The organism is Paenibacillus sp. J22P15 (genome assembly GCF_056269345.1).
Genome location: NZ_JBWDNT010000011.1, coordinates 149067 through 171066, shown reverse-complemented (window position 1 = coordinate 171066; position 22000 = coordinate 149067). Strand labels below are relative to the sequence as shown.

The window sequence follows — 22000 nt, the reverse complement described above, 5'->3', positions numbered from 1 at the left end:
CCCTCATCAATTTGGATGATTATGCTGCATCTCCTAGCTATGCACTGGGATACCAGATCACTGTCCATTATCATATTATCATCTTGGAGCTAATACGCATGACATTCACAAATTTTCGACTCAGCCATTACGCCGCAACGGCAATTAGCTTAATTCTTATCGTATTCATTTTATCGATAATCGACATTTCCCAGCTATCCTTCAATTCGAACCAAAAAGGGGTACCACAATGAACACTCGTTCACTCTTATCCTTGTTAATTATCTTTTTGTGCTTGGGCTTTGCCACAACAGCGTTTGCGCATACTACAAGCACGGGCTTATCATCGTTAAATGTGAAAGGGAACGAGATACTCTATGACCTCTATTTTGATGAAAAAGATTTGCTACCAAATTTCGATTCCAACGGTGATAATACGCTGCAGAACGGGGAATTGACCTCGCAAAGAGAGAGTCTTGAATCTTATTTACAGAAGGGTCTTCGTATAGATGTGGACGCAAAGCTCTTAAAGATGGAAATTCTTTCGATGAATGTAGCACAAAGGAGTTCCACAAAAGCTGCGTTGTTTCAACTGAGGTTTACCGCCGATGAAGTGATCGAACACTTTAATCTTCATTACAATCTGGTGTTTGATGACGCGTCTGCTCATACGAGTACACTCATAGTCCGTTCAGGGGAAAATTTACAGAATGATATTATTGATAGCGCTAATAGAGATATTCTGATCAACCTTCCCCAGCCTAAGATTGGCGCTGTTTTGTGGAAATATTTTGTGCTTGGAATCGAACACATTTTGCTTGGTTTTGATCATTTGCTGTTTTTGTTATCCTTAGTATTAATCGCATCTCGCTTCAAGGATGCGTTGAAAATTGTTACTGCTTTTACAGTCGCTCACAGTATTACACTGTTCCTGGTGGCGTCGGGCCGCCTACAAGTCATCCCGTCTTGGGTGGAAGTGTTGATTGCGCTGACGATCTGTTACGTGGCCGTGGAAAATATGTTTGTTCAAAAGGCGAGATGGCGGTGGATATTGACAGCCATATTTGGCCTGATTCACGGCATGGGCTTCGCCGGGGCTTTGGCTGAAACGGGACTTCCCAAGCGCAATCTGCTTGGCTCACTCCTGACGTTTAATTTAGGTGTGGAAGCCGGCCAGCTCATGGTCCTATGCCTATTACTTCCCTTATTGCTATGGCTGCGAAGGTTCCCATGGTATCGTAAAATGATGATCTCAACGTCTTGCCTTATTTTTGTACTGGCATTTTATTGGTTGATTCAAAGATTGCAATAAGACTATTATTTGATCCGCGAGAGCTGCAAAAGAACGTTTTAACCCGCTTGTCCAGACATGCAGGGGCAGTGGGGGAACGTAAATTCTCAAAACGGATGCTTTACAAAGTAAAAAAATTTACGGAAAAGGCATTCCTATCAAAGGGATGCTTTTTCTTTTTTAAGCAAGCCCTGATTGTTATTATTAGATGACCTATTGAAGCATCATGTGTTTATTATGCTATATTCTAGTTTTAGACGATTCATTAAAATGATCACGAGATGAAACAGTTTGCATCCAAAATGGCGCTTCAGCTATCGCAACAAGCTAATCATGTTCTTTTATTCTTATTCTTGTTTAATGTGGTTGGGTGTAAATTGAAGTCTCTCACAGAGAAAATAATAATAATTAAGTATACACTTATTATATTTATCATAGTAACGCTTTAAAACTAGACTACTGCACAAAGTCTGTATTTTGTACATATGTATAATAAACGGTTTAAGTCCTTATATACCAAATATACCAGGGTTTTGTATTTGGTTGTACGTTGAACCAAAACCAATTGCATTCCGGAACCCAATATTATTGCATAATCCTCTATTAAATCAATTGTTATTGCATTAACTCAATTATTTTACATAGTGAGAATTTAATGCAATTGGTTTTGATTCATTGGACTACTTTCAAACTTACAGTACATTGAAGCAAAACATATTGCATAACATACAGTTTGAGTGATTATTTTAATTTATTAGTCACGAACTGCATCCATTTTATTAACTGCATTCTTCAACTCATTTCCCGGCATCAGTATTTCCGCATTCATTGACATCGCTTTGGCAATCTCCACGATCTGCTGTTCACCAATGCTCAGGCTGCTTATAAGTGCATGCGGGTCTAGTTGTAAACAAACCTTTCCAATAAAACCATCGTTTCGTGCACCATCGATCCGAAATCGGAAAAAACGCCGCCTTTCCTTGGCTCTCGTCCAAGAAATATATTTTCCGCCACGCTCATCTGAGGGATGAGATTTAATTCTTGATGAATAATGGAAATTCCAAGCCGCTTTGAAACGTTAGGTGATACGATCGTCACCGGCTTGCCTCGTAAATAGATTTGACCTTCATCCGGCTGATAAATGCCGGCAAATATTTTCATCAAAGTAGATTCGCCGGAGCCGTTTTCCCCTACTATTGCATGGACCTCTCCCTTATCGAGTTTTAGTTGCACTTGATTAAACGCATTCACTTTGAAAAATCTCTTAGAAATCCCCTTCATTTCCAGCAGCATCTCTCTACCTGCTTCCTGATGATTTAATAAGGTATAGTCCAATCGTTAATGAATGGGCTAGTTCGAACAATTAACTAAATTGAGGACAAACTATAGATTCTTGTGATTATAAAAAATAAAGGAATAAAATAAAAAACAGCCCCGCAGCCGTGAAAATGACTGCAGAACTGTTCCCTACTCATGTTACTTATTATTCATGTTCCTGATCGTGCTCGTCTTCGTCACCAAAGCGAAAATGCTCAAAGTATTCATCGTATATTTTTTCCGATTGGTCTCCCTCAGTCCAAGCAATTAGCCAACCATTTTTATAGTAAGCGACCGCAGGAAGTTCCTTGTAAAATTTTATGAGTGGGATTCCCTTTTCATTTTTCAGGCCTCGAACATCCTTATACTTATGGAGATTCAATCGCTGAAGCGTAATTCCATTTCTCTCTGCCGACGCATTTATGATAGGCTCCATCTTCGTACATAATTTGCAATTCGGTTCATACAAATAGATAAAACTTTGCTCATCAGAGTTGATAGTGCCCATTAGCTGGGCGCTAACCTCTTTTACCGTTCCTTTCATTTCATTAAGACCAACCTGCGATTCGTCCATCTCAGTCGTTGTCCTGTCGTACCAAATACCTATACTAAATAAAACGAATAGAAGCAGCACACAACTCAATATCCAATAATGTCTTTTCATGCTACCTCACCTATTCCTCCCATTCATTTCAATAGTTTATACGCAACATAAACAAGGTCTACTAAGTCGATTTTCAGGTCTTTGTTCATGTCCAAATGATTGGCGAACCCGCTGTCGGCAGAAGATGTTCCGAATGCGATGGCTACCAGGGCAAGGTCACCGATCGACAAGCCATCTCCATTAGTATCGGGACTTGAAACCGCAATAGCGCCATGAACGTCTGCATCAAGTGGCTGGATATGACCGCTGGAGTCAAATAATTCGCTTTTTTCAACAATAGCCATTGTGGATACATCATTGTTCCCTACAGCCTTAAATTTCAGTATCACTAATCCGACTGTACCGCTTGCCCCCTCCTCAACTCCGATACGGTTACCCACCATGTTTATAATTCCGTCTTGGTCATCATAAGTCAGGGTGGCCGTACTGCCCAATGATCCGAAATCCTCATGAAGAATCGGTGAACCTACAAGATTGACGAGCTGCGGGTTGTATTCAAAGTTTAGGTCAAACCCATAGATATCGCTTGTATTCGCCTTAATGGTTATCGTAAACTCCTCCCCCGGCTCTACAATATCCTTATTCTTTTCCAGCAGCAGCGTGGAATCTGAAGGTGGATTGTTAATGCTATACTCCACGATCCCGCCTCGGTTTTGCAGTTTCTTCAATACCTGATTCGATTCAGCAGAAATAGCCGCTCCTCTTACATCAAGGTATTGTAATTCGGATAACTCACCTATAGGCGTTAGATCTTTTACCCGGTTGAAAGCAAGAGAAAGCCATTCTAGTTGGTTTAATGCATTTAGCCCGGAAATGCTGGTAACCTGATTCTCTTCAATATTGAGAGATTGCAGTTGAGTCAATGTCTGTATAGCAACGAGATCTTGTATTTGATTTCCAGCCAGATTCAATTCCTTAAGATTAAGCAAATGTTCCAATCCAGATAAACTTCCAATTTGATTATTAGCCAAATACAAACTCTCAAGCTGCGTCAAGGAGCCGATTCCAGTCAGTTCGGTTAATTGATTGCCTGTCAACCAAAGCGATTTCAACCTAGCAAGGTTACCGAGCGCATCCCATTCCACGATTTCATTTTGGTTAAGGATCAAAGTTTCCAGGCCGGATAATGCCCCCAGTTTCGTCACATCACGAATGCTGTTATCCGCTAAATTGAGAGACTGTAACCGCGTCGCATATTCGATACCGCTTAAATCGCCGATCCCTCTGCCGGACGCATCCATACTTGTTAATCTTTCCAAGTCCAAAATCGTAATATCTCCCGCAGACTTATTCAATGTGTCCCGCACAGCAGCTTCTAGGTTAACATCCGCGAAAGAGACCTTCCCTTCATTCGCGGATGCCACACTCGCTATCTCTATTAAAAATAAACAAACTAGAAGGAAACATAGACTTTTCCATTTCAAAGCACCCTCTACTCCTTCCCCGTTGTTATTCGACGATCACAGTTCCTGTCATATACGGATGAACCATACAGAAGTAATTAAACGTACCTGTATCATTAAACGTATAGCTAAATCTCGTATTTCCATCCGGAGTGACAATACCATCAAATGTCCCTTCATATGAAGTAACGGTATGCATCATCGTGCTATTCAAAACCCATGTAACCGTAGTCCCTTTTTTGACCGTAATTTGAGCCGAGGAGAATCGGTCATTCATGACTTCTACCAATACTTCGGAAGCAGATTCGATGATATAGCTTTCCGTTTGAACATCACTGGCATTTCCTGAAGTATCTATTCCGATAAATTTCAATATTGTATTTTCGGAGATCGGAATTGGGCTTGTGTATATAGCAGATGACTTCGTCGGTGCAGAACCATCCAGCGTATAATAAATTACGGCATTCGGGTCATCGTCTTGAATATTTAAAGTCACGTTCTGAGTTGAACTATAGGTTCCTCCTGCCGGAGCAGCCTGAACTGCCGGCGCTGTAAGGTCGCGATCCGGAGTATGGCACTCCTGACCGGTTTGATACTTTATTGTAATCGCGTCTGAAGAATGATCCGTGTCAACTGTCGAACACATATAGGTCGACACCACGCTTAAGGGAACCATCACTTTTCCTTTTACTTGCAAGAGAGGTGACTGCAATTGTACCTGCTGTCCGTTCATAATGCCTTGCTTTTGTATTAACCATAACTGAAACTCGGTGTTTTCCGTCTTATAGATATAATTGCGAGCCTTCGCATTCGTCTGTAAGGTCCCTCCGAATTCATCGGCGATAAACTGAAATGGAACATAGGTATCCCCCTTCAACTGAAAAGGAGCGACATCGAGCATGACATGCTCGCCGTTTACGATGGCATGTGTCTCTCCGACTTTTAGGGTGATCGTTTCCTCCCCAGTATTTCCAGCCTCTTCGATATGCGTCATCGTATGCAGTCCGCCCGGATAAACTCCGTTATTCGTATTATCAATGATTTTATGGCTATGGAACGGGAAATGGCCGCTTTGGTTAAATACAACCAGAATATCCTTCGTTTCCCCCGGGTCCAGATTAACGGTATCCTTATCTACGGGAATCGGCAACGGCACTCCATTTTCCGCGATGACCTGAAAGTGATGCCCATGAAGATGCATCGGATGCTCATCCCTTCCCGGGTTTATTAAACGGACCATTATTTTTTCTCCTACTTTGCCGTGGATCATCGAGGAAGGGTCGTTTTCCAAATCAGGGAAGGACTTTCCATTGATTGTCCAATAGCGGGGATGGAACTTTTCATAATCGAATAATTGGCCGGTTTCCGCTGTTTGGTGCCATTCCGGATCGACCTCGTTAATGTGAAATATATATTCCTTATCAAAATTTGGTCCGCCGGTCCATGCTTGTTTAGCCGAGCTTTTGGCTTTCACGACAAAAGGTCCATTCAACCCCATCTGAAGTCCATATTGATTGGCATCATAAGAATAATAATAATAGGAACCGGCTTGAGTCGCATTAATTAGCTGGGTGTCGCTTTGACCGACAGAAAGAATCCGATCATCAACACTCTGATCATCAAGAACCTTGACACGGAGAGGACGCACTTGAAAATCGGCTCCGTTTTTTTGGGGGCCAATATTAGTCACGGTAACTTCAACGATATCTCCTTCCTCCGCTTCAATTTTGGGTCCCGGGAATACCGCAGTTCCTGGTTTGTTTTCCTGACTGTAGCCCCAAATATATACCTGCTTTCCATCCGCCAAGGTATAATAGCCATCCGTAGCATATAACTGGACTTTCCGAGCCTCCACAGCATTTGCATTCGCGGAAGCAGCAATAAACAGCGTACAGAACGCTGCGAATAAGAGAAAAAACCATTTCATCATTGCGTTACGAAACATACCTCTCATCACCACCATAGTTTCCATATAAATAAATTGTTACTCTCCATCAACCTTAACCTCATAAGCGCCCGCTTGATCAAACTTAACCAATACATCGTATCGTTCTGCAGATGCCAAGGTAATGGATTGCTTATCAACGGCCTGCTTCATAGGCCTGCCATCCGACGCAATCACTTTAAAAGTAAGGCCATTCATATGAAAAGTACGTTTCTCATAACCGGAATTGATTAGTCTAATCAAGAAGGTCTCACCTGCTTGCGCTTGTATTTCAGAACTCCCACTTTTGGCATTGAATTCACTATTTACTGTCCAGTAATCCGGAATAAACGCTGTCCGGTCATACTTATTTCTGTGTTCAACTGCGTCATGCCAAGATCTATCAATCTCATTCATATGAAACACCGCTTCTTTGTCATAGGATGGACCTCCTGTCCACGCCTGTTTGACTCCCATCTTCGCCTTCACGATAAACACTCCCGTCATACCCATCTGCAAATGCTCAATGGTATCAACATGACAATGATAGAAATAGCTTCCAGCATAATTAGCTTTAAAGCTATAGGTGAAGCTTTGTCCGACTAATACCGGGGAGGAGGTGTGCGGAACTCCGTCGTTCCTCTGATCCGTGTCCAGCCCATGGAAATGAATGGTGTGAGCGACAGGTAGAATACCGGGCTTAGAGGGTCCCAGATTCGTCAGCGTAATTTCGACTTGATCTCCTTCCTCCACTTCCATGGTAGGCGCCGGATAAACCGCTGTACCTTTTTCATTCTCTAATGAATATCCCCAAATATACATTTGGCTTCCGTCGGGCATCGTAACATATCCATCTGTCGCATATAGATTGAATGTTTTTACGTTAGTATCCTGCGCGAATATGGATTGCAGCGTGCTGTATTTGAATGCCGCAGTACATATAAAGAACAGAACGAGCGCAACAACGACCCTTTTCCTCATCTGCGATTCTCCTTTAGAAGTATTCTCATTCCAAAAAATAAGGGGGAGAATAATAGATCTCCCCCATTTCATTACCGATCCGCTCTAACTATCGCTAAAGTGCTCTTAATGTTATTTCAAGATCGCTCTAGCTACGATTGCAAGGTCTATTACGTCAACCTTACCGTCTTTATTAACATCCGCTTTCGCATTCCAGCCAGCCTCACCTGGTTGTTTACCGTATGCCCCTGCAACAATAGCCAAGTCTCCGATCGTGATACCGCCTTTTCCATTAATATCTGCGGTAATTATCATGGATTCGAACACTTGAATTGCCGCATCCAATGCAGCTTTAGCATCATCTACCTGCTGCTGAGTGGCATTTGAATCGTTTGCTGTCGCATGAGCCGCATCGATTGCCGACTGCAATTGCGCTTTAGATCCAACCACATACAAGCCGTCCTCATTTCCTTCCACTGCTGCATTATGCTTAGCCTGAGCGCTTGCGATCAACGCATTCAATTGCGATTTATCTACCGCTATACTGATTTTAAGCTCGTGAGAAGATCCATCAACGGTCAGTTCTATCCCCTGTCCGTTGGCAATAGCGACCTGGTCTATGGAAACTGTCGTATTGGCCGCCTGAGTTGCAGATTTAGCTTTAAATTTGAATGAGAGCAAATCACCTTGTGTAGGTACGCCAAGTACCCCTTGATCCGTTTTCACACTTGCAGCCACAATCCGAATTTGTCCTGGCACAGACTCCTTTTTATCGATAACTTGGAATCCGTCCTTCAGCGATGCAACCGATTCGAACTGCAATTTCACTGGATCATAGTGAAGCGTCAAATCTTGAGCGTACATTATCTGGTGTTCACTTTGCGTAACGTTGCTTAACCCCATCGTTATATCGAATGTTTGGCCAGAGCCCACCTGCTGTGAACCTGTCAAAGTAGATTGAGGCGACTGAGGCTTTGTCTCTGCGAGCACAGATACACTGACGCTCGTTGTCAATGCCACGTTGTTCGGATTGGCTACCCCTGCCGGCAAGGTTACAGTTCCATTGACATCGAAGGTTTGTGCAGTCTTTAGAGCTGAGTCATAGCTTGAAGCAGCTACATTCCATGTCACATCGCCATTCACTTTTCCAGTATCGGTAACCAATTCTAAACTGGAAGGCAAGCCAAGGGCTGCTGCCGTCTTTGCTGATCCGTTGGCCACCCCTGTGATTGCTGCGGGAGCAGTTATTCCAACAAGCTGAGGCACATTTGCTTGATCTGCAAATACGTTGATCTCCGCAGCCGCTGCCCATCCATTGATACCCGCCATTGCTTCGAGCTTGACATACGAAGCATTGACCGAAGTAAACGTTACGTTTTTCTCTTTGTTATCATTTACCCAGTTTCCGTTTGCAACCTTTGTAAAGGTCACGCCATCCGTACTTACATATAAATTGTAGCCTGTAATATTTCCGTTAGAGCCTGATTGCCTTGGCAAGTACGTGACTTTATTGATATTGTAATTTCCTCCAAGGCTTAAGGTAATCGATTGAGGAAGAACATCGGATTTATTCCATTTTGTATGCCAGAACGTTTGTGGGTTTCCGTCAATCGCCATGGATGCTGCATTATTTTCGCTACTCGTTTCCTGGCTTGTCGCCGTGGCCGTCATTTTAGACTGAGGGATCGTATTAACAGTTACGTTAATATTCGTTGTCAATGGCACGTTGTTCGGGTTCGAGACTTTACTAGGCAAGGTTACGGTTCCTGTTGCTGTGAAGGTCTGGAACTTCAATGCAGTTGGATCGTAGCTTATGCTTTTTAAATCCCATTTTACATCAGCATTGTAATTTCCGGATTCGGTTACCAGTGCCACTTTTCCTGGCAATCCAAGAGCTGGCGCTGTTTTTGCCGATCCGATGGTTGCTGTTATCGGTGCAGGAGCTGTAATGCTTTTAAGTGTCGTATCGTTCTCCACAGCGAACGCATACAATTCATGAATGGAAATATACCAACTAGAACTTGATCCTTTATTCACGATTTTAACGTAGCGCGCATCAACGGGCGCAAAGCTCTCGTCCATTCCAATTCCACCGCTCCAATCTGTATCTTTGCTTGCTACTTTAGTCCACGTTTGTCCGTCCGTAGAAACAAGCAAATCATAACCTCGGAAGAAATCGGTGTTCGATCCGTGATTGGCATATATGCGATTGATATTATTCACTTTACCCATATCGAGCTGGTACCACATATCCGTCTTTGCAACCTTGCCAGTTGTCCAACGGGTCGACTGATTGCCGTCAAACGCATTGGATGCCGGTGCTCCCGAATCGCTAGCTGTTGCAGTCCAGCCGGATCTGTTAATTGCTTTGCTAAAGTCCGGGGGCACTGCTTCTGAAGGAGGTGCATCTCCAGGAAACGCAAACTGGATCCAATTGATGTTATTTCCACCCTTTGGGAAAACAAGGTAAACATCATGAAAGTCTGTCTTTGCACTATCGTCTGCGGTTAATATTGTTCGGTCAATATTGGCGCTAACTGTTGTCCAAATTTGCCATCCACCGGTGGTTGCTCCTGTAGCGTTAGCTAATCTCTCACCAGTCGGGCTGTTCAAGCGCACATCGACATTAAGTTCGCCGGAGCTAGATGCCATTCGGAAGTACATCTTTTCGATGTCTTTTAAGTCAATGTTTTTGAATAGGAGCCAATCATTAGCATCGATAGATCCAACGTTTTTGCCGCCATGAATATCTGCCGTTTCCTCCGTCTGGATTCCTTGCTGTCCATCGAAATCTTCAGCTTGAATGCGCTTATTCCTGAAGGTAACGGAATCGTTTGCGCTTAATGGCGCTGAACCTTCTGCTCCCTTATCGGTAACTTCCGCGATGATTTCCCAACCAATTTTTGCTTCCGGTCCGTGTCCTTCATCAAGCAAGGTGAAGTCAACTTCACAACCGGTTTTCGGAGACATCGGATGGTAATGACTGTCATGAAGCAACAACGCAGACCATGTGATATCTCCACACGCGATCTTGCCATCTTCCTCGTCTTTGGCATCTGCGGAAAACGAGAACGTTTGCCCATTCGTATAGAATTGTCCGTCTACAGGCGAGGTGATCTTCACTGTAGGAGCGGTATTGCCGACTGTAATGGTTGTGTTCCAAACGGAAGACTTATCAGAGCCGTCCGATACAGTCAGTATGACGTTGTAAACCCCGGTTGCCGTGTACGTATGCGAAGGGTTTGCTTCCGTTGATGTTTGTCCGTCTCCGAAATTCCACGCATAAGTAATGACATCGCCGTCCGGATCCGCAGTTCCTGTTGTATCGAAATGGACAGTTAGTGGCGTGCGTCCGGATGTTGAGTCTACCTTGGCCTTGACAACCGGCTTTCTTTCATTTTTTCCGTAGAAAATTTTTGTAATTGCTTCGTTAGGATCAACATTCCAAGAGCTTCCAAATTCGGCGATATAAAGCGCACCATCCGGTCCAACCTTCATGTCAATCGGGAGAAGCAATCCGGATAAGAAATCATCGACTTTTGAGATTTCTCCGTTATCATCTGTTGTAACAGCTTTAATCCAGTTACGGGCAAAATCGTATGCCAAGAACTTACCTTGTAGGCCTGGAATCGCATTCGGTCCCGTATAGTTATACACCGGACCTGCCATTGCCGCTCTTCCTCCGCTTCCCCAAGGTGCTTTATTGGCATATGGATAGAAAGCAATAGGCTTTTTGGTTTGGGCAAACTTTTCTGCAAATAAAGCGGTGTTGATTTGGCTGTTCCCGTGTGTTTCTTTACTATAAGCCATGTTACCAATCCCGTATGGCCAACCGAAATTTTGGCCTGGAGCGGTTACGGCATTGAGTTCATCGAAGTCTCCGTTAGCTCCCCCGTTAAACGTTCCATCCGGGCCAACATCCCCTTCATAAATGATCATTTTGCCGTTTGACTTTGTCTCGAAGGAAATACGGTAAGGGTTACGGAAACCATATGCATAAATAAAGTCCCGCGCATCCCGTTTACTGTTGTCCGTATAGAATGGATTGTCCGTCGGAGCCGATCCGTCCTTATTAAGGCGTAGAATGGACCCTCGCATATCATCTAAGTTCTGGGATGTCTGCAAAGAGCCAAATTGCGGACCTGATGTTGGCATTTGATTGTCTCCGGACGTCAAATACAATTTTCCATCCGGGCCAAAAGTGACATAACCCGCTTGATGGCAACAGCTCGGATCCGAAGGAAGCTCCAATAAGAGCTGCTCTGAGGCTGCGTCGAGCTTCCCATTTTTGTAAGTAAACCGTGAAAGATGGTTAATCAGTTTGTTATCCGCTGTTTTCGCAGGATCCGTGTAATACAAGTACATGAAGTTATTGACATCAAATTCAGGATCAAGGGCAATTCCCATTAATCCGTGTTCACCCTCAAGGGTGGTTGGGATATTTAAAATCTCTTTTGTATCTCCAGTCTCTGAAACTTCATAGACTTTGCCAAGCAAGCTGATCGCAAAGACCGTGCCATCTTTAGCAACATCCAGGCCAACAGGACTTGCAATGGTGTTGGTGAGGGTAAGCTTTTGCAAACCTGTTCTTGGTGAAGGTTTGTCGCAATCCGTATCGGTTGCTTCACCCCATGCATACTGGAGACCACCTAGAAGATGTTTTTGGAAATCTTCTTGAAACCAAGTTTCCGTATGATGACCCAAGGCCGTATAGAACATTCTTCCTTCGCTGACTGGACTGCACCAAGCATTCGGATGATCCTCAAACGGACCGCCTGTAACACCGTTGCTAGTCATATTCAAGCTTAAGAGAATATGCTTCCCTTTGGCACGGGGATCTTCATTAAAGTAATACACTTCTTCCAGCGCTTCCCATGTATTACCCAGATGGGATGTAGCCGGATTGTTTACATCCTCCACGTTGAAGGTTACCTTTTGCGTCCAAGGATGGTTTTTGAAGGAGCCCCCTGTCAAGTCGACGTACTCCGCCCAATCAGCTCCGGTATCGGTTGCGGAGTGTGTGCCTACATAACCTTTTCCGGATTTAATAAAATTCATGAAATCTTGCTTTTGCTGCTCCGTTAAACCCCAATCTTTAAAATTACCAGTCGTGCTTGCAAAAAAGACAACATCGTATTTCGCCAGATTAGCGGCATTGATGTCTGCGGCATTCTCCGTAAAATCGACTTCAAAACCGTATTTTTTCGCCATCTCTGGCAATGCCACTTTAGCCCCCTGATCAATCGACGCATGCCGAAAGCCAGTTGTTTTCGTAATCACCAGTACCTTCTTATGAAGCTCACCCTCATGTGCGGATGCTTCTCCAGAACCAATTACAGAGCTAATTGGCAGCAGGACCATAGAAACGAATAGAACAAGGGACAAAAATGAAGATAAAATAGATCTTCGTTGTTTCATTTTTACGTTAACCTCCTATATAGAGCTGTTAAAGAACTATAATGTATTGTTTAAGTACAGGTAGTTTTACTCGTCCACCTCATTTCCCAAATTCCAAATTCAACAATTCCGCTTTTCGCTATCCCCCTTCCAAAAATGATCCTATGTAAATAACCGTTTCTTTCCGATGACAGCGCCTTCATAATTCGTGAAACGTATCTAAGCAAAACGCATAAAATTAATGTAATGGAAACGGTTAGACTGAACAATTAACTAAATTGAGGAAAATGTTATACATTCTTGTGGTGTTCATTGCAGGATGAATACTAATCAAGAGCAATATACGGGCTCTGCGAGGAAAGGGCATGTCTATTAAGATCTGACTGCTTCTTTCTAAACTTTCCTGGTGATACACCCGTTATTTTTTTAAACAAAAGATTAAAGTAATTGGCATTTGAATAACCAACCTTCAAAGAGATCTCTTTTACAGTAAGATTGGTCCCTATTAGTAGTCTCTTTGCTTTATCGATTCTACACTTTATCAAATATTTAATAGGGGACGTTCCGATTTCACCTTTAAACAAGTGAACCAAATGATAGGGGCTAACATATACAATTCCCGCCAATTCAATTAATGAAAGATCTTTTGAATAATTCATATCGATGTAATTTCTTACGACATGAGAGATAGACATCGTTGAAGTACGCTTGCAATGCCCTGTGAATCTGTAGAACAAAATGAGTAAGGTTCGAAGCATGGACGCGATGATCTCCGCAGATCCAATGGAGGAAGTACTGGCTTCTTCATATATATCCGAAAACAAACGATTAAAATGATCGAACCCTCCCTCCATACTTAATATTGGCAGCATTTGAGGTTCAAGCAATGCCCCTTGCGGCAACCCAGAAATATGTAACCTGTTGATAGAAATGATAATTCCTTGAAGACAGCTGCCCGCAGTTGATTTCAAGCGATATTCCGAGTGCGGATGAATGACGAATAAATCTCCTTCCAAGATCGATAGCTTCTGGTTGTCGTAATAGATCTCCCCGCGCCCTTCTTGAAGAAAAAAGATACTTGTGTGTGGATTCGGAATAAATCGGTGCACAGCTGAGCGATCACATCGAACCAAACTAGCTGACAAAAAGTTAGGTGAATCTAAAAAAATAATTGTCATTTATTACCACCTCCGATTAGATTGATAACAAACAGACGCGCAAACCAAATTACGTAATCTTCCTAGCAATCGCCGCAAGGTCGGCAATATCGATGTCCATCTCCTCCTTTTCAATCGCTCGCGCGATACATTCTGTATCATTATTGATACGTTTTAGTATCTGGTAGTGCGGTTATCTCGTGCCTATCTTACTATCACTAAAATCCGATAAAAACTCTAAAAAAACGATAAAACTACAATTTCTTTATAACCCATTCATCAAAAAATGTACTTTTGCACATGACAAATAAAACGACGACTATAAATTAACAATAATTCCCACATACCTCCGTCGAACATGACTTATGCATTTTGCTCAATATGCTCCATTACGTGGATGTTTCCGATAGGCGCATAAAATAAGGACAAGCGATTTTCGTTCACACTGTCCTTTGAACACTTCACATTTTTTTGGTATCCTTGCTTAGTTAGCGATTAGCCCAGATCAGGTGCATCTGGGTGCCGGCCATAATGGATAGCTCCGGAATGGTTCAGATAAGTTCTTCGTTAGTAGATACATTACAATAAATTGACCTGTACGTATGGTTCCTTTTATTAGATTTGAAGTAACGCTTTATTTCAAGCTGTCCAACAGTGTTTTTATTTGAGGGTTAAGGTTCAATGTATTCAGAACGATCGTAAGCGCCTCTGCCCGTGTGGAGTTGCCCTTCGGATCAAATAAGCCATTTCCCTTGCCGCTGATAATGCCTGCTTTTGCCGCATCCTTGATTTGGTTTGCTGCATAAGAGCTTGCGCTTGCTATATCCGCAAAGTTGCCCTTGGAAGCATCTTTGTCCACTTTGCTTAAGTCCACAATACGGGATAGAATCATAACCATTTCTTCACGGCTAATCGTTTTGTTCGGCTTAAATGTCCCGTCATACTTCAATCCGCTTTTGAAGCTCGCTCATTCGTATTCACGTCCTTTTCCGTACTCTCATGATTCCAATTATGCGCCTGTCAATTTCCTTGCCCATGAACCTGATTTGATAATGACAAGTAACAATGCCATATCCGATAATAAGCCTTTCCATATCGCAATGTTTCCACCACTTCCGGTAAAAGAACCAAAAGTAACATTAATTGCAATCGCAGCATAACTGTCATTTTCGTTCGCAGCGCCGCTAATCTCTACCATGACGTCCAAATTCTCTTGATTGTTAGTAAATCCTAATGCAGCATAATCGAGCTGTTTGTATAACATATCCACTTGATCGGATTACGAGGCCTTTGTTTTCCATCCACCCGAACGAGTTTTCACGAAAATCCACTTCAAAGATTGGCTCAATGACAAGCTTAGTTTCCATTTGCACACACGAACGGCCGGACCAATTCCGCTTCGGAAGGAAAGGGGTCATGCGGTTTTAAATTTTGAACTTTTATAATCGTTTCCAACTCGTTTGCTAGTTGCAAATATAATGGTCTATCTTTAATAAAGTTCATTATCCTCACCACCAAGAATGACATATTGACCGGACGCTCACGGGTGAATATGTTAACCTTTAACAGATCCTGCCATAATCCCTCTAACAAAGTAACGGCTAAGGAATATATAAACCAGCAAAGTTGGCAATGCAGCCAGCAAAGCGCCAGCCATTTGCACATTCCATTGTACGATTTGGCTTCCCGACAGATTTTGCAGTGCTACCATGATCGGCTGCTGTTTTTGTGTCGTTAGTGTAACCGCGAACAAAAATTCGTTCCATACGCTAGTAAACTGCCATATACCTACGACAACAAACCCGGTAATGGAAATAGGCACAATCACATAACGGTAAATACCAAAAAAACCGGTGCCATCTATTTTGGCAGCTTCCAACAGCTCCATTGGAACTCCCGCATAGAAATTTCGGAATATGAGCGTGCAGATCGGTAGCCCGTAAATCACATGCACCAATATGAGCCCTGGAATCGTATTGTATACTTCAATGTTTTGGAGAAAACGTATTAATGGAATCAAGACGCTTTGATAAGGGATAAACATTCCGAATAGCATACATGCAAACAGAACATTGGAACCTCTAAATTGCCATTTGGATAAAATGTAACCATTCATGGAGCCTAATAATGCAGAAATCAATGTAGCGGGTATAGCCAGCATGAGACTGTTCTTGAAATTCGGTAGCAGCTTTTCCAGCGCTATCTTATAGCCTGTTAAATCTAAACTTTCAGGAAGCTTCCACATACGGTCCAACGTAACCTCGTCAAATCCTTTGAAGCTGGTCACGATCAGGACATAAATGGGAGCCAAATAGAGGACTGCCGTTACGATTAAAACCAAATAAAGAAGCAGTCGCATTTTCCCCGAAGCCGTGTTCCCCATCTATAACTTCTCCTTTCTGTTCTGGGAAATTAAATAAGGAACGATCAGCAAGGATACCATGGCCAACATGATCATTGAAATCGCTGCCCCTTGGGCATAATTGTTTCCCTTAAAGGTTGTCTCGAACATATATACACCGGGCATATCCGTAACAAACATAGCCCCGGGACCTGTCATTGCATAAATCAAATCAAAAATTTTCAAAGATACATGCCCTAGAATAATGACCACACTTACAGTGACGGGTCTCAACATGGGCAATATGATTTGAAAAAAGATTTGCCTTTCCGTTGCGCCGTCGACACGTGCTGCTTCACGCACTTCATCCGGGATCGCGCGCAAACCGGCCAAATACATCGCCATGGAAAAACCAGATTGTTGCCATACCGCTGCAATTACGACGGCGATGATCGCAAGTGGAAACCCGAAATCGATTTGTCCCCAAGAAATTTGCGGGAGAATGTCCGTACTAACATACCATTCCGGCAAATCCTTAAGCCCAAATCCTTTAAGAAACAAATTGACCCCCGTAGTTGGATTTAGTATCCATTGCCATACGACCCCGGTCACAACAAACGAAAGCGCCAATGGAAACATAAAAATATTACGGAACAACGCCTCTACCCGAATTTTCTGGTCGATCAGCATTGCCAAAAAGATACCAATAACCATGCAGCATGCAATAAAAAACAATGTAAACATCAACGTATTCCGCAGGTCAGACTGAAAACGGAAATCATTAAACAAAAACGCGAAATTGGAAAGTCCGGCAAATGATAGATCCTGTTTCAGCGTATTCCAGTTGCTCAGTGAAATAAAACCCGTCCAAGCAATAAAACCGTATACGAAAATGGATATAGCGATAAGGGAGGGCGCTAACATCAAAATCGGAACTAAGCTTTCGGTTTTCCATTTTCGTTTGCTTTCTAATAATTGAACTTTAGGATTCGGAACTGTAGTATCTATAGATCTATTTGAGCTCATTTCCTCTCCATCCTTCTCTAAAGATGAGACTGGAAGGGCTGAAATTTCAGCCCCTCCAACCTGAACTTTTATCTTATTATTTGTTAATGCCGTTAGCTGCGGCAGCTTGTTTGAAAGCAGTCGCAGCTTGTTCCACGTCACCCTTCGTTACAAAGACAGTGATTGCCTGATTCACCTGATTCGAGAAACCTTCGGATGCGGCTGAACCATGCGCAAGGCTTGGAGCAAGTTTGGAATTTTTGAAATCCTCGATCGTTTGCTGCCCATAAACGTCGTATTTCGATACATCAGCATCCATACGGGCAGGAATAGATCCTTTTAACGGATTGAAAATATCTTGTCCTTCCACGGAACCTAGTACCTTCAAAAACTCTTTGACCGTTTCTGCATCTTTGACGCCTTTAGGCAATGCGAACGTATCGGTAACGACCATGAAGCTACCTTCGGAATTTGGAGTTGGCACCCAACCAAAATCTTCATTAGGCTTTAGTTGAAGGTCTGTCGTGAAGTAGCCTTTTTCCCAGTCGCCCATTACGTTCATGGCCGCTTCGCCATTAGCGACCAATTGAGCGGCGTCCTGCCAGTTTCTTGCCGCATGATCCTTGTTCGTGTAGGTTAACATTTTCTTGAAGATCTCAAGCGATTCTTTCACTTTCGCATCGTCAAAACTTATTTCTCCCGTAAACAAGGACTTATAACCATCCGGGCCCAAATGGCCAAGCAATACGTTTTCAAACAGCATAGTCGCTGTCCACGGTTCTTTATCACCCAGCGCCAGCGCCGTAATACCCTTTGCTTGTAGAGCATCTGCGACGCTAAAGAATTCGTCAAACGTTTTCGGCGCCTGCAGGCCGTTCGATTCGAATACTTCTTTGTTATAAAACACGACATTGCCACGGTGGATATTCACAGGCACGGAATAAATATTTCCGTCTTGGCTGACCAAATCGATCAGGTCTTGAGGAAACTTGCTTGCCCAGCCTTCTTGTTCATACAGATCGTTCAGAGGCTGAACTTTGTCTGCGGCAACCCAACCAGTATTGAGTTCAGCGCCCCCGTGAACCTGGAACGTGCCCGGCGGATCTCCGCCTTGCATCCGGCTTGCTAGAACGGCCTTCGCGTTCGTGCCTGCACCTCCGGCAATAGCGGCATTAATCACTTCAATATCAGGATTCTTCTCTTTGAAAAGCCCAATAAGTCCATTAAGACCGGCTTCCTCGCCAGCACCCGTCCACCAGCTAAAGATTTCGACTTCCTTCTTCTCGGTCTGCTGCGTCGCAACCGGCTCATTGCTCGGCGTGTTCGAAGACTCTGAACCAGTGGTATTTGTGTTGCCGCAGGCCGAAAGCAGCAGCGCTGCAGTTGTCAAAACCGTGAATGATACTTTCATTTTGTTTTTCATGTTAAAACCCCTCTCAATAGTGTCGAAAACGTTTTACTAGATCTATTTTAATATGGTTATGGTCGTTCAGATAACGTATGAAATCTATCCTTTTTACCGTTTTGAAGCACAGAAATGTTCCAGCACGCCGTTTCAGATCCTCAGCCTTTCTATTCTTTTCTGATTATTAAGCCCCCCTATCCGATTACAAGTAGATTGCCCTTCATCTAGATAGGAGGGCAAAGGGGCATAACGACTCCTTCTCTCCCCGTTCACTATCTTGAGAAAGCAAAAAAGAAACCCACCGTTTAAAGACAGTGGGTTTCTCAGCGCTCTGAGTATGGCTATTAAGCCATACTCCATAAAGGGTTAATTCAGAATCATTCTAGCTATTTCCGCAAGGTCGACAATGTCAATCTTTCCATCGTTATCGATGTCCGCGAGTTTATACTGTTCCCAGTCCAGGTCGTCTAACTCTTTACCGTACCAGGAAGCAACGATGGCCAGGTCGCCGATACTGACTCTGCCGTCTCCGTTCTGATCACCTGGAGCCCGGCCGATGATCGACGATATAAAGGCTTGTACGGCTGCATTCAATTCAACCGTCGCTTGCTCTACCTGTTGAAGGTCAGCTGCCGCATTGTCCGCTACCACTTTGGCTTCGTCAATCGCTGCCTGAAGGGCAGCTTTCGACCCTATCGGATACTGTCCTACTTTCGTTCCTTCTACTGCCGTATCATGCCTGGATTGAGCATCGGCAATCAATGCCTGCAAGGCTGCTTTATCGACCAAGATGATTTGTACATTGTGAGAAGTTCCTTCCACGCCCATCTCTGGGCCATCAGCCCCTGCAACAACGATGTTGAACAGCGTTATAGTTCCGGTATTCGGCTGTAATGTATCTTTTGCCTTAAAGAACAGCTTCAGCAAATCTTCATCCGCCTTAACTTCTTGGTCGGATCCTAAACTTGCAATAAGGATTCGAAGCTCGCCCGGCGTTTTTTCTTTCGTTTGCACGATAATAATTCCTGTCTTAAGTGAATCCACCGAAACAAATTCAAACAGTTCCGGATTGTATGTCACAGTCAAATCCTGAGCATAAATGCCCTTAGTAACATTACGTAGGCCCAAGGTCAAGTCTAATGACTGACCAGCGACGACATGGCTTGCACCGGATAAGACGGCTTCCAGGTTTTTCGGAACCGATGTCAGAAGAAAATTGATCTTGTAGGTTTGTTTTGTAATGCCGTCTTCCGCCGTAACCTCAATCGTTGTCGTACCCGGCAGACGATCCGCAGCGCTTATTTTAACGGTTGCGTTCGAGTCTGTCGTTGCTGCGGTAACCAACGGTACGACCTTCGTATCCTCAGGCAGTTCGACATCATAAACGAGCTTATCCTTACTGAAGTCGGCCAGCGATGTGACGCCGATCCCGATACCGCTTAGCGTAGCATCGCTTCTTAAAACTGTGTACGGGTCATCCAAGCTACGCGCTTTCACAACAATATCGAACGTTTTCGTGCGGCTTGCCGTTCCTTTGCTTACGGTTGCAGTCAGAATGACCGCAGTATCAGGTTGATTTAAAGTCGGCCGGATCACTTTCCCGTTCTCGTCAACGACGTTTGGATCCGAACTATTCCAAGCAATCGTTACGCCATGCAAACCTGCTTTGGGCAGCAACAGATCTCTTTTTACAGCTTCGAGATCGACAATCAGTTGAAGCATCTCTATTGCTTGATCCACCAGCTTCTGGTCAGTAGATTCTATGGTCTCGGCTTTCACCGTCACGTTAAACATTTTAATGTCCGATGCATTTCCTTTCCTTACTTCCGCAGTCAACAATACGGTTACATCTGAGTCTCCAACACATGAACGAAATACTTGACCCATATTATTGAGAATCTGCGGATCCGAACTTTTCCACGAAATGAACGTTCCTTGTGAGCCGAGACTTGGCAGTGTTAAATCTCCTGTCACCGCGCTTGTATTACCAAGTTCAATCGCTTTGGTAGCCTCTTGAACCGCAATTTCATCCGCAGTACTCGCCTTCACCGTCACGGCAAACGCCTTTTCGTCGCTACGGGCTCCCCTACTGAGTTTGGCGGTCAAAGTCAAAGTAACGTCAGGCTGTCCGATTCCCGGTCTCTTGATGATGTGACCCTTATTGTCCATGATCTCGGAATTGGAACTTATCCAAATTATTTCCGTATCCCTTTTGGCTGTAACAGGCAAGACCAAATCCCGAGTTACCGAGCTTGTTTCCCCCAGTTTAAGGGCTGCTTTAGCCTCCGCCAAAGCCTCGGCTTCAGTTAATGCTTTAACCGTTGCGGTAAATTGTTTCGTCATACTGAATGTGCCTCTGTAAGCTTTCGCTATCAGATTTACGGATGCGTCCTCCTGTTCCGGATCCGGGCGCGTTATGTGTCCGCTCGTATCAATAATGGCTTTATTCGAACTCTCCCATACAATTATTGTATTTTGAACCCCTCTTGTCGGTAAGTTCAAATCGCTTACTACGGAACTGACATCCCCAAGACTAAGTGCATCAATCGTTTGAGTTACTACAGTTTGGTCATCGACAGCGGTAAACAACTCAATTTCAGCAAGCTGTGTCGCATCAGTTGCCCCGTTATTAACGGTAACATTCAATTTGTAAAATTCGTATTCGGTATTGTTATTAAACTCATACAGCTTTGTTTGAAAACGTGCAGTGAATGTCTCATTCGTTCTACCATCCACCCGTGTCCACGAATTTCCGTCGTTGGAACCTAGCAATTCCCAACTTTTAGGGTCTCTTGACGAAGCGTCATTTGCCGATGTCAGGGTATATGCCCTTACCGGGTATCTATCATGATTTAGAAATTGCATATTCACCCAGCCGGTTGGTTGCTTTGTAAGCCATTTCGTACTCGTATCGTTATCGAATAATTGATCAACGGTTTCGCGTGGCGGTAAATTGCCGCTTGCAATCGCGATGATACCGTTATCGGTCATATCCGGCCATGGCCTAGGCATCATCCCAGCTGCATGAGCCGTGTGTAAGCCTAATGACGCAAAATACAACAACCCCATAAGTAACAGCATCATGCTAGCAACTGAAGTGGATAGTTTCCTGAAAACATTTTTTCTCATTTTTATGAACCTCCATAATATTCCTTAA

General features: G+C 43.6%; 14 protein-coding genes. 1 reads left to right on the top strand and 13 read right to left on the bottom strand.

Annotation, left to right across the window (positions count from 1 at the left end; genetic code table 11):
- Positions 1-229 precede the first annotated feature (229 nt).
- Complete coding sequence (locus AC0YN6_RS20795) at positions 230-1291, top strand: HupE/UreJ family protein (RefSeq protein ID WP_475749188.1); 1062 nt, start codon at positions 230-232, stop codon at positions 1289-1291.
- A gap of 879 nt (positions 1292-2170) precedes the next feature.
- Here AC0YN6_RS20795 and AC0YN6_RS20790 read toward each other — a convergent pair.
- From AC0YN6_RS20790 to AC0YN6_RS20730, 13 genes are all read right to left on the bottom strand, one after another.
- On the bottom strand, positions 2171-2563 hold the full coding sequence (locus AC0YN6_RS20790) for an ATP-binding cassette domain-containing protein (protein WP_475749187.1): 393 nt from the start codon (positions 2561-2563) through the stop codon (positions 2171-2173).
- A 190-nt stretch (positions 2564-2753) separates the two neighbouring features.
- Positions 2754-3251, bottom strand: a complete 498-nt coding sequence (locus AC0YN6_RS20785; RefSeq protein WP_475749186.1) for a hypothetical protein — start codon at positions 3249-3251, stop codon at positions 2754-2756.
- Positions 3252-3274: 23 nt separating this feature from the next.
- The gene (locus tag AC0YN6_RS20780; RefSeq protein WP_475749185.1) at positions 3275-4615 is read right to left on the bottom strand and encodes a leucine-rich repeat protein; all 1341 of its coding nucleotides are present in this window, start codon (positions 4613-4615) and stop codon (positions 3275-3277) included.
- An 85-nt stretch (positions 4616-4700) separates the two neighbouring features.
- A complete protein-coding gene (locus tag AC0YN6_RS20775) occupies positions 4701-6599 on the bottom strand; it encodes a chitobiase/beta-hexosaminidase C-terminal domain-containing protein (RefSeq protein ID WP_475749183.1) in 1899 nt (632 codons plus the stop codon).
- A gap of 39 nt (positions 6600-6638) precedes the next feature.
- Positions 6639-7559: a multicopper oxidase family protein gene (locus AC0YN6_RS20770; protein WP_475749182.1), complete on the bottom strand. Its 921-nt coding sequence runs from the start codon at positions 7557-7559 to the stop codon at positions 6639-6641.
- A gap of 111 nt (positions 7560-7670) precedes the next feature.
- On the bottom strand, positions 7671-12956 hold the full coding sequence (locus tag AC0YN6_RS20765; RefSeq protein ID WP_475749180.1) for a ThuA domain-containing protein: 5286 nt from the start codon (positions 12954-12956) through the stop codon (positions 7671-7673).
- Positions 12957-13261: 305 nt separating this feature from the next.
- Positions 13262-14113, bottom strand: a complete 852-nt coding sequence (locus AC0YN6_RS20760) for a helix-turn-helix transcriptional regulator (protein WP_475749178.1) — start codon at positions 14111-14113, stop codon at positions 13262-13264.
- Between the two features lie 613 nt (positions 14114-14726).
- The gene (locus tag AC0YN6_RS20755) at positions 14727-15041 is read right to left on the bottom strand and encodes an S-layer homology domain-containing protein (RefSeq protein WP_475749176.1); all 315 of its coding nucleotides are present in this window, start codon (positions 15039-15041) and stop codon (positions 14727-14729) included.
- Positions 15042-15101: 60 nt separating this feature from the next.
- Positions 15102-15356, bottom strand: a complete 255-nt coding sequence (locus tag AC0YN6_RS20750) for a hypothetical protein (RefSeq protein WP_475749174.1) — start codon at positions 15354-15356, stop codon at positions 15102-15104.
- Between the two features lie 291 nt (positions 15357-15647).
- Complete coding sequence (locus AC0YN6_RS20745) at positions 15648-16475, bottom strand: carbohydrate ABC transporter permease (RefSeq protein WP_475749173.1); 828 nt, start codon at positions 16473-16475, stop codon at positions 15648-15650.
- Positions 16476-17459 (bottom strand): carbohydrate ABC transporter permease, encoded by a 984-nt coding sequence (locus AC0YN6_RS20740; RefSeq protein ID WP_475749171.1) that lies wholly within the window; start codon positions 17457-17459, stop codon positions 16476-16478.
- A gap of 76 nt (positions 17460-17535) precedes the next feature.
- Positions 17536-18861 (bottom strand): ABC transporter substrate-binding protein, encoded by a 1326-nt coding sequence (locus AC0YN6_RS20735; protein WP_475749169.1) that lies wholly within the window; start codon positions 18859-18861, stop codon positions 17536-17538.
- Between the two features lie 348 nt (positions 18862-19209).
- Positions 19210-21972: an immunoglobulin-like domain-containing protein gene (locus tag AC0YN6_RS20730; protein WP_475749167.1), complete on the bottom strand. Its 2763-nt coding sequence runs from the start codon at positions 21970-21972 to the stop codon at positions 19210-19212.
- Between the last annotated feature and the right edge of the window lie 28 nt (positions 21973-22000).

Excerpts from the sequence above, each read along its gene's own strand:
- AC0YN6_RS20795 (WP_475749188.1), top strand. The coding sequence starts at position 230 with ATGAACACTCGTTCACTCTTATCCTTGTTAATTATCTTTTTGTGCTTG.
- AC0YN6_RS20790 (WP_475749187.1), bottom strand. The coding sequence starts at position 2,563 with ATGCTGCTGGAAATGAAGGGGATTTCTAAGAGATTTTTCAAAGTGAAT.
- AC0YN6_RS20785 (WP_475749186.1), bottom strand. The coding sequence starts at position 3,251 with ATGAAAAGACATTATTGGATATTGAGTTGTGTGCTGCTTCTATTCGTT.
- AC0YN6_RS20775 (WP_475749183.1), bottom strand. The coding sequence starts at position 6,599 with ATGTTTCGTAACGCAATGATGAAATGGTTTTTTCTCTTATTCGCAGCG.
- AC0YN6_RS20770 (WP_475749182.1), bottom strand. The coding sequence starts at position 7,559 with ATGAGGAAAAGGGTCGTTGTTGCGCTCGTTCTGTTCTTTATATGTACT.
- AC0YN6_RS20765 (WP_475749180.1), bottom strand. The coding sequence starts at position 12,956 with ATGAAACAACGAAGATCTATTTTATCTTCATTTTTGTCCCTTGTTCTA.
- AC0YN6_RS20760 (WP_475749178.1), bottom strand. The coding sequence starts at position 14,113 with ATGACAATTATTTTTTTAGATTCACCTAACTTTTTGTCAGCTAGTTTG.
- AC0YN6_RS20750 (WP_475749174.1), bottom strand. The coding sequence starts at position 15,356 with ATGTTATACAAACAGCTCGATTATGCTGCATTAGGATTTACTAACAAT.
- AC0YN6_RS20745 (WP_475749173.1), bottom strand. The coding sequence starts at position 16,475 with ATGGGGAACACGGCTTCGGGGAAAATGCGACTGCTTCTTTATTTGGTT.
- AC0YN6_RS20740 (WP_475749171.1), bottom strand. The coding sequence starts at position 17,459 with ATGAGCTCAAATAGATCTATAGATACTACAGTTCCGAATCCTAAAGTT.
- AC0YN6_RS20735 (WP_475749169.1), bottom strand. The coding sequence starts at position 18,861 with ATGAAAAACAAAATGAAAGTATCATTCACGGTTTTGACAACTGCAGCG.
- AC0YN6_RS20730 (WP_475749167.1), bottom strand. The coding sequence starts at position 21,972 with ATGAGAAAAAATGTTTTCAGGAAACTATCCACTTCAGTTGCTAGCATG.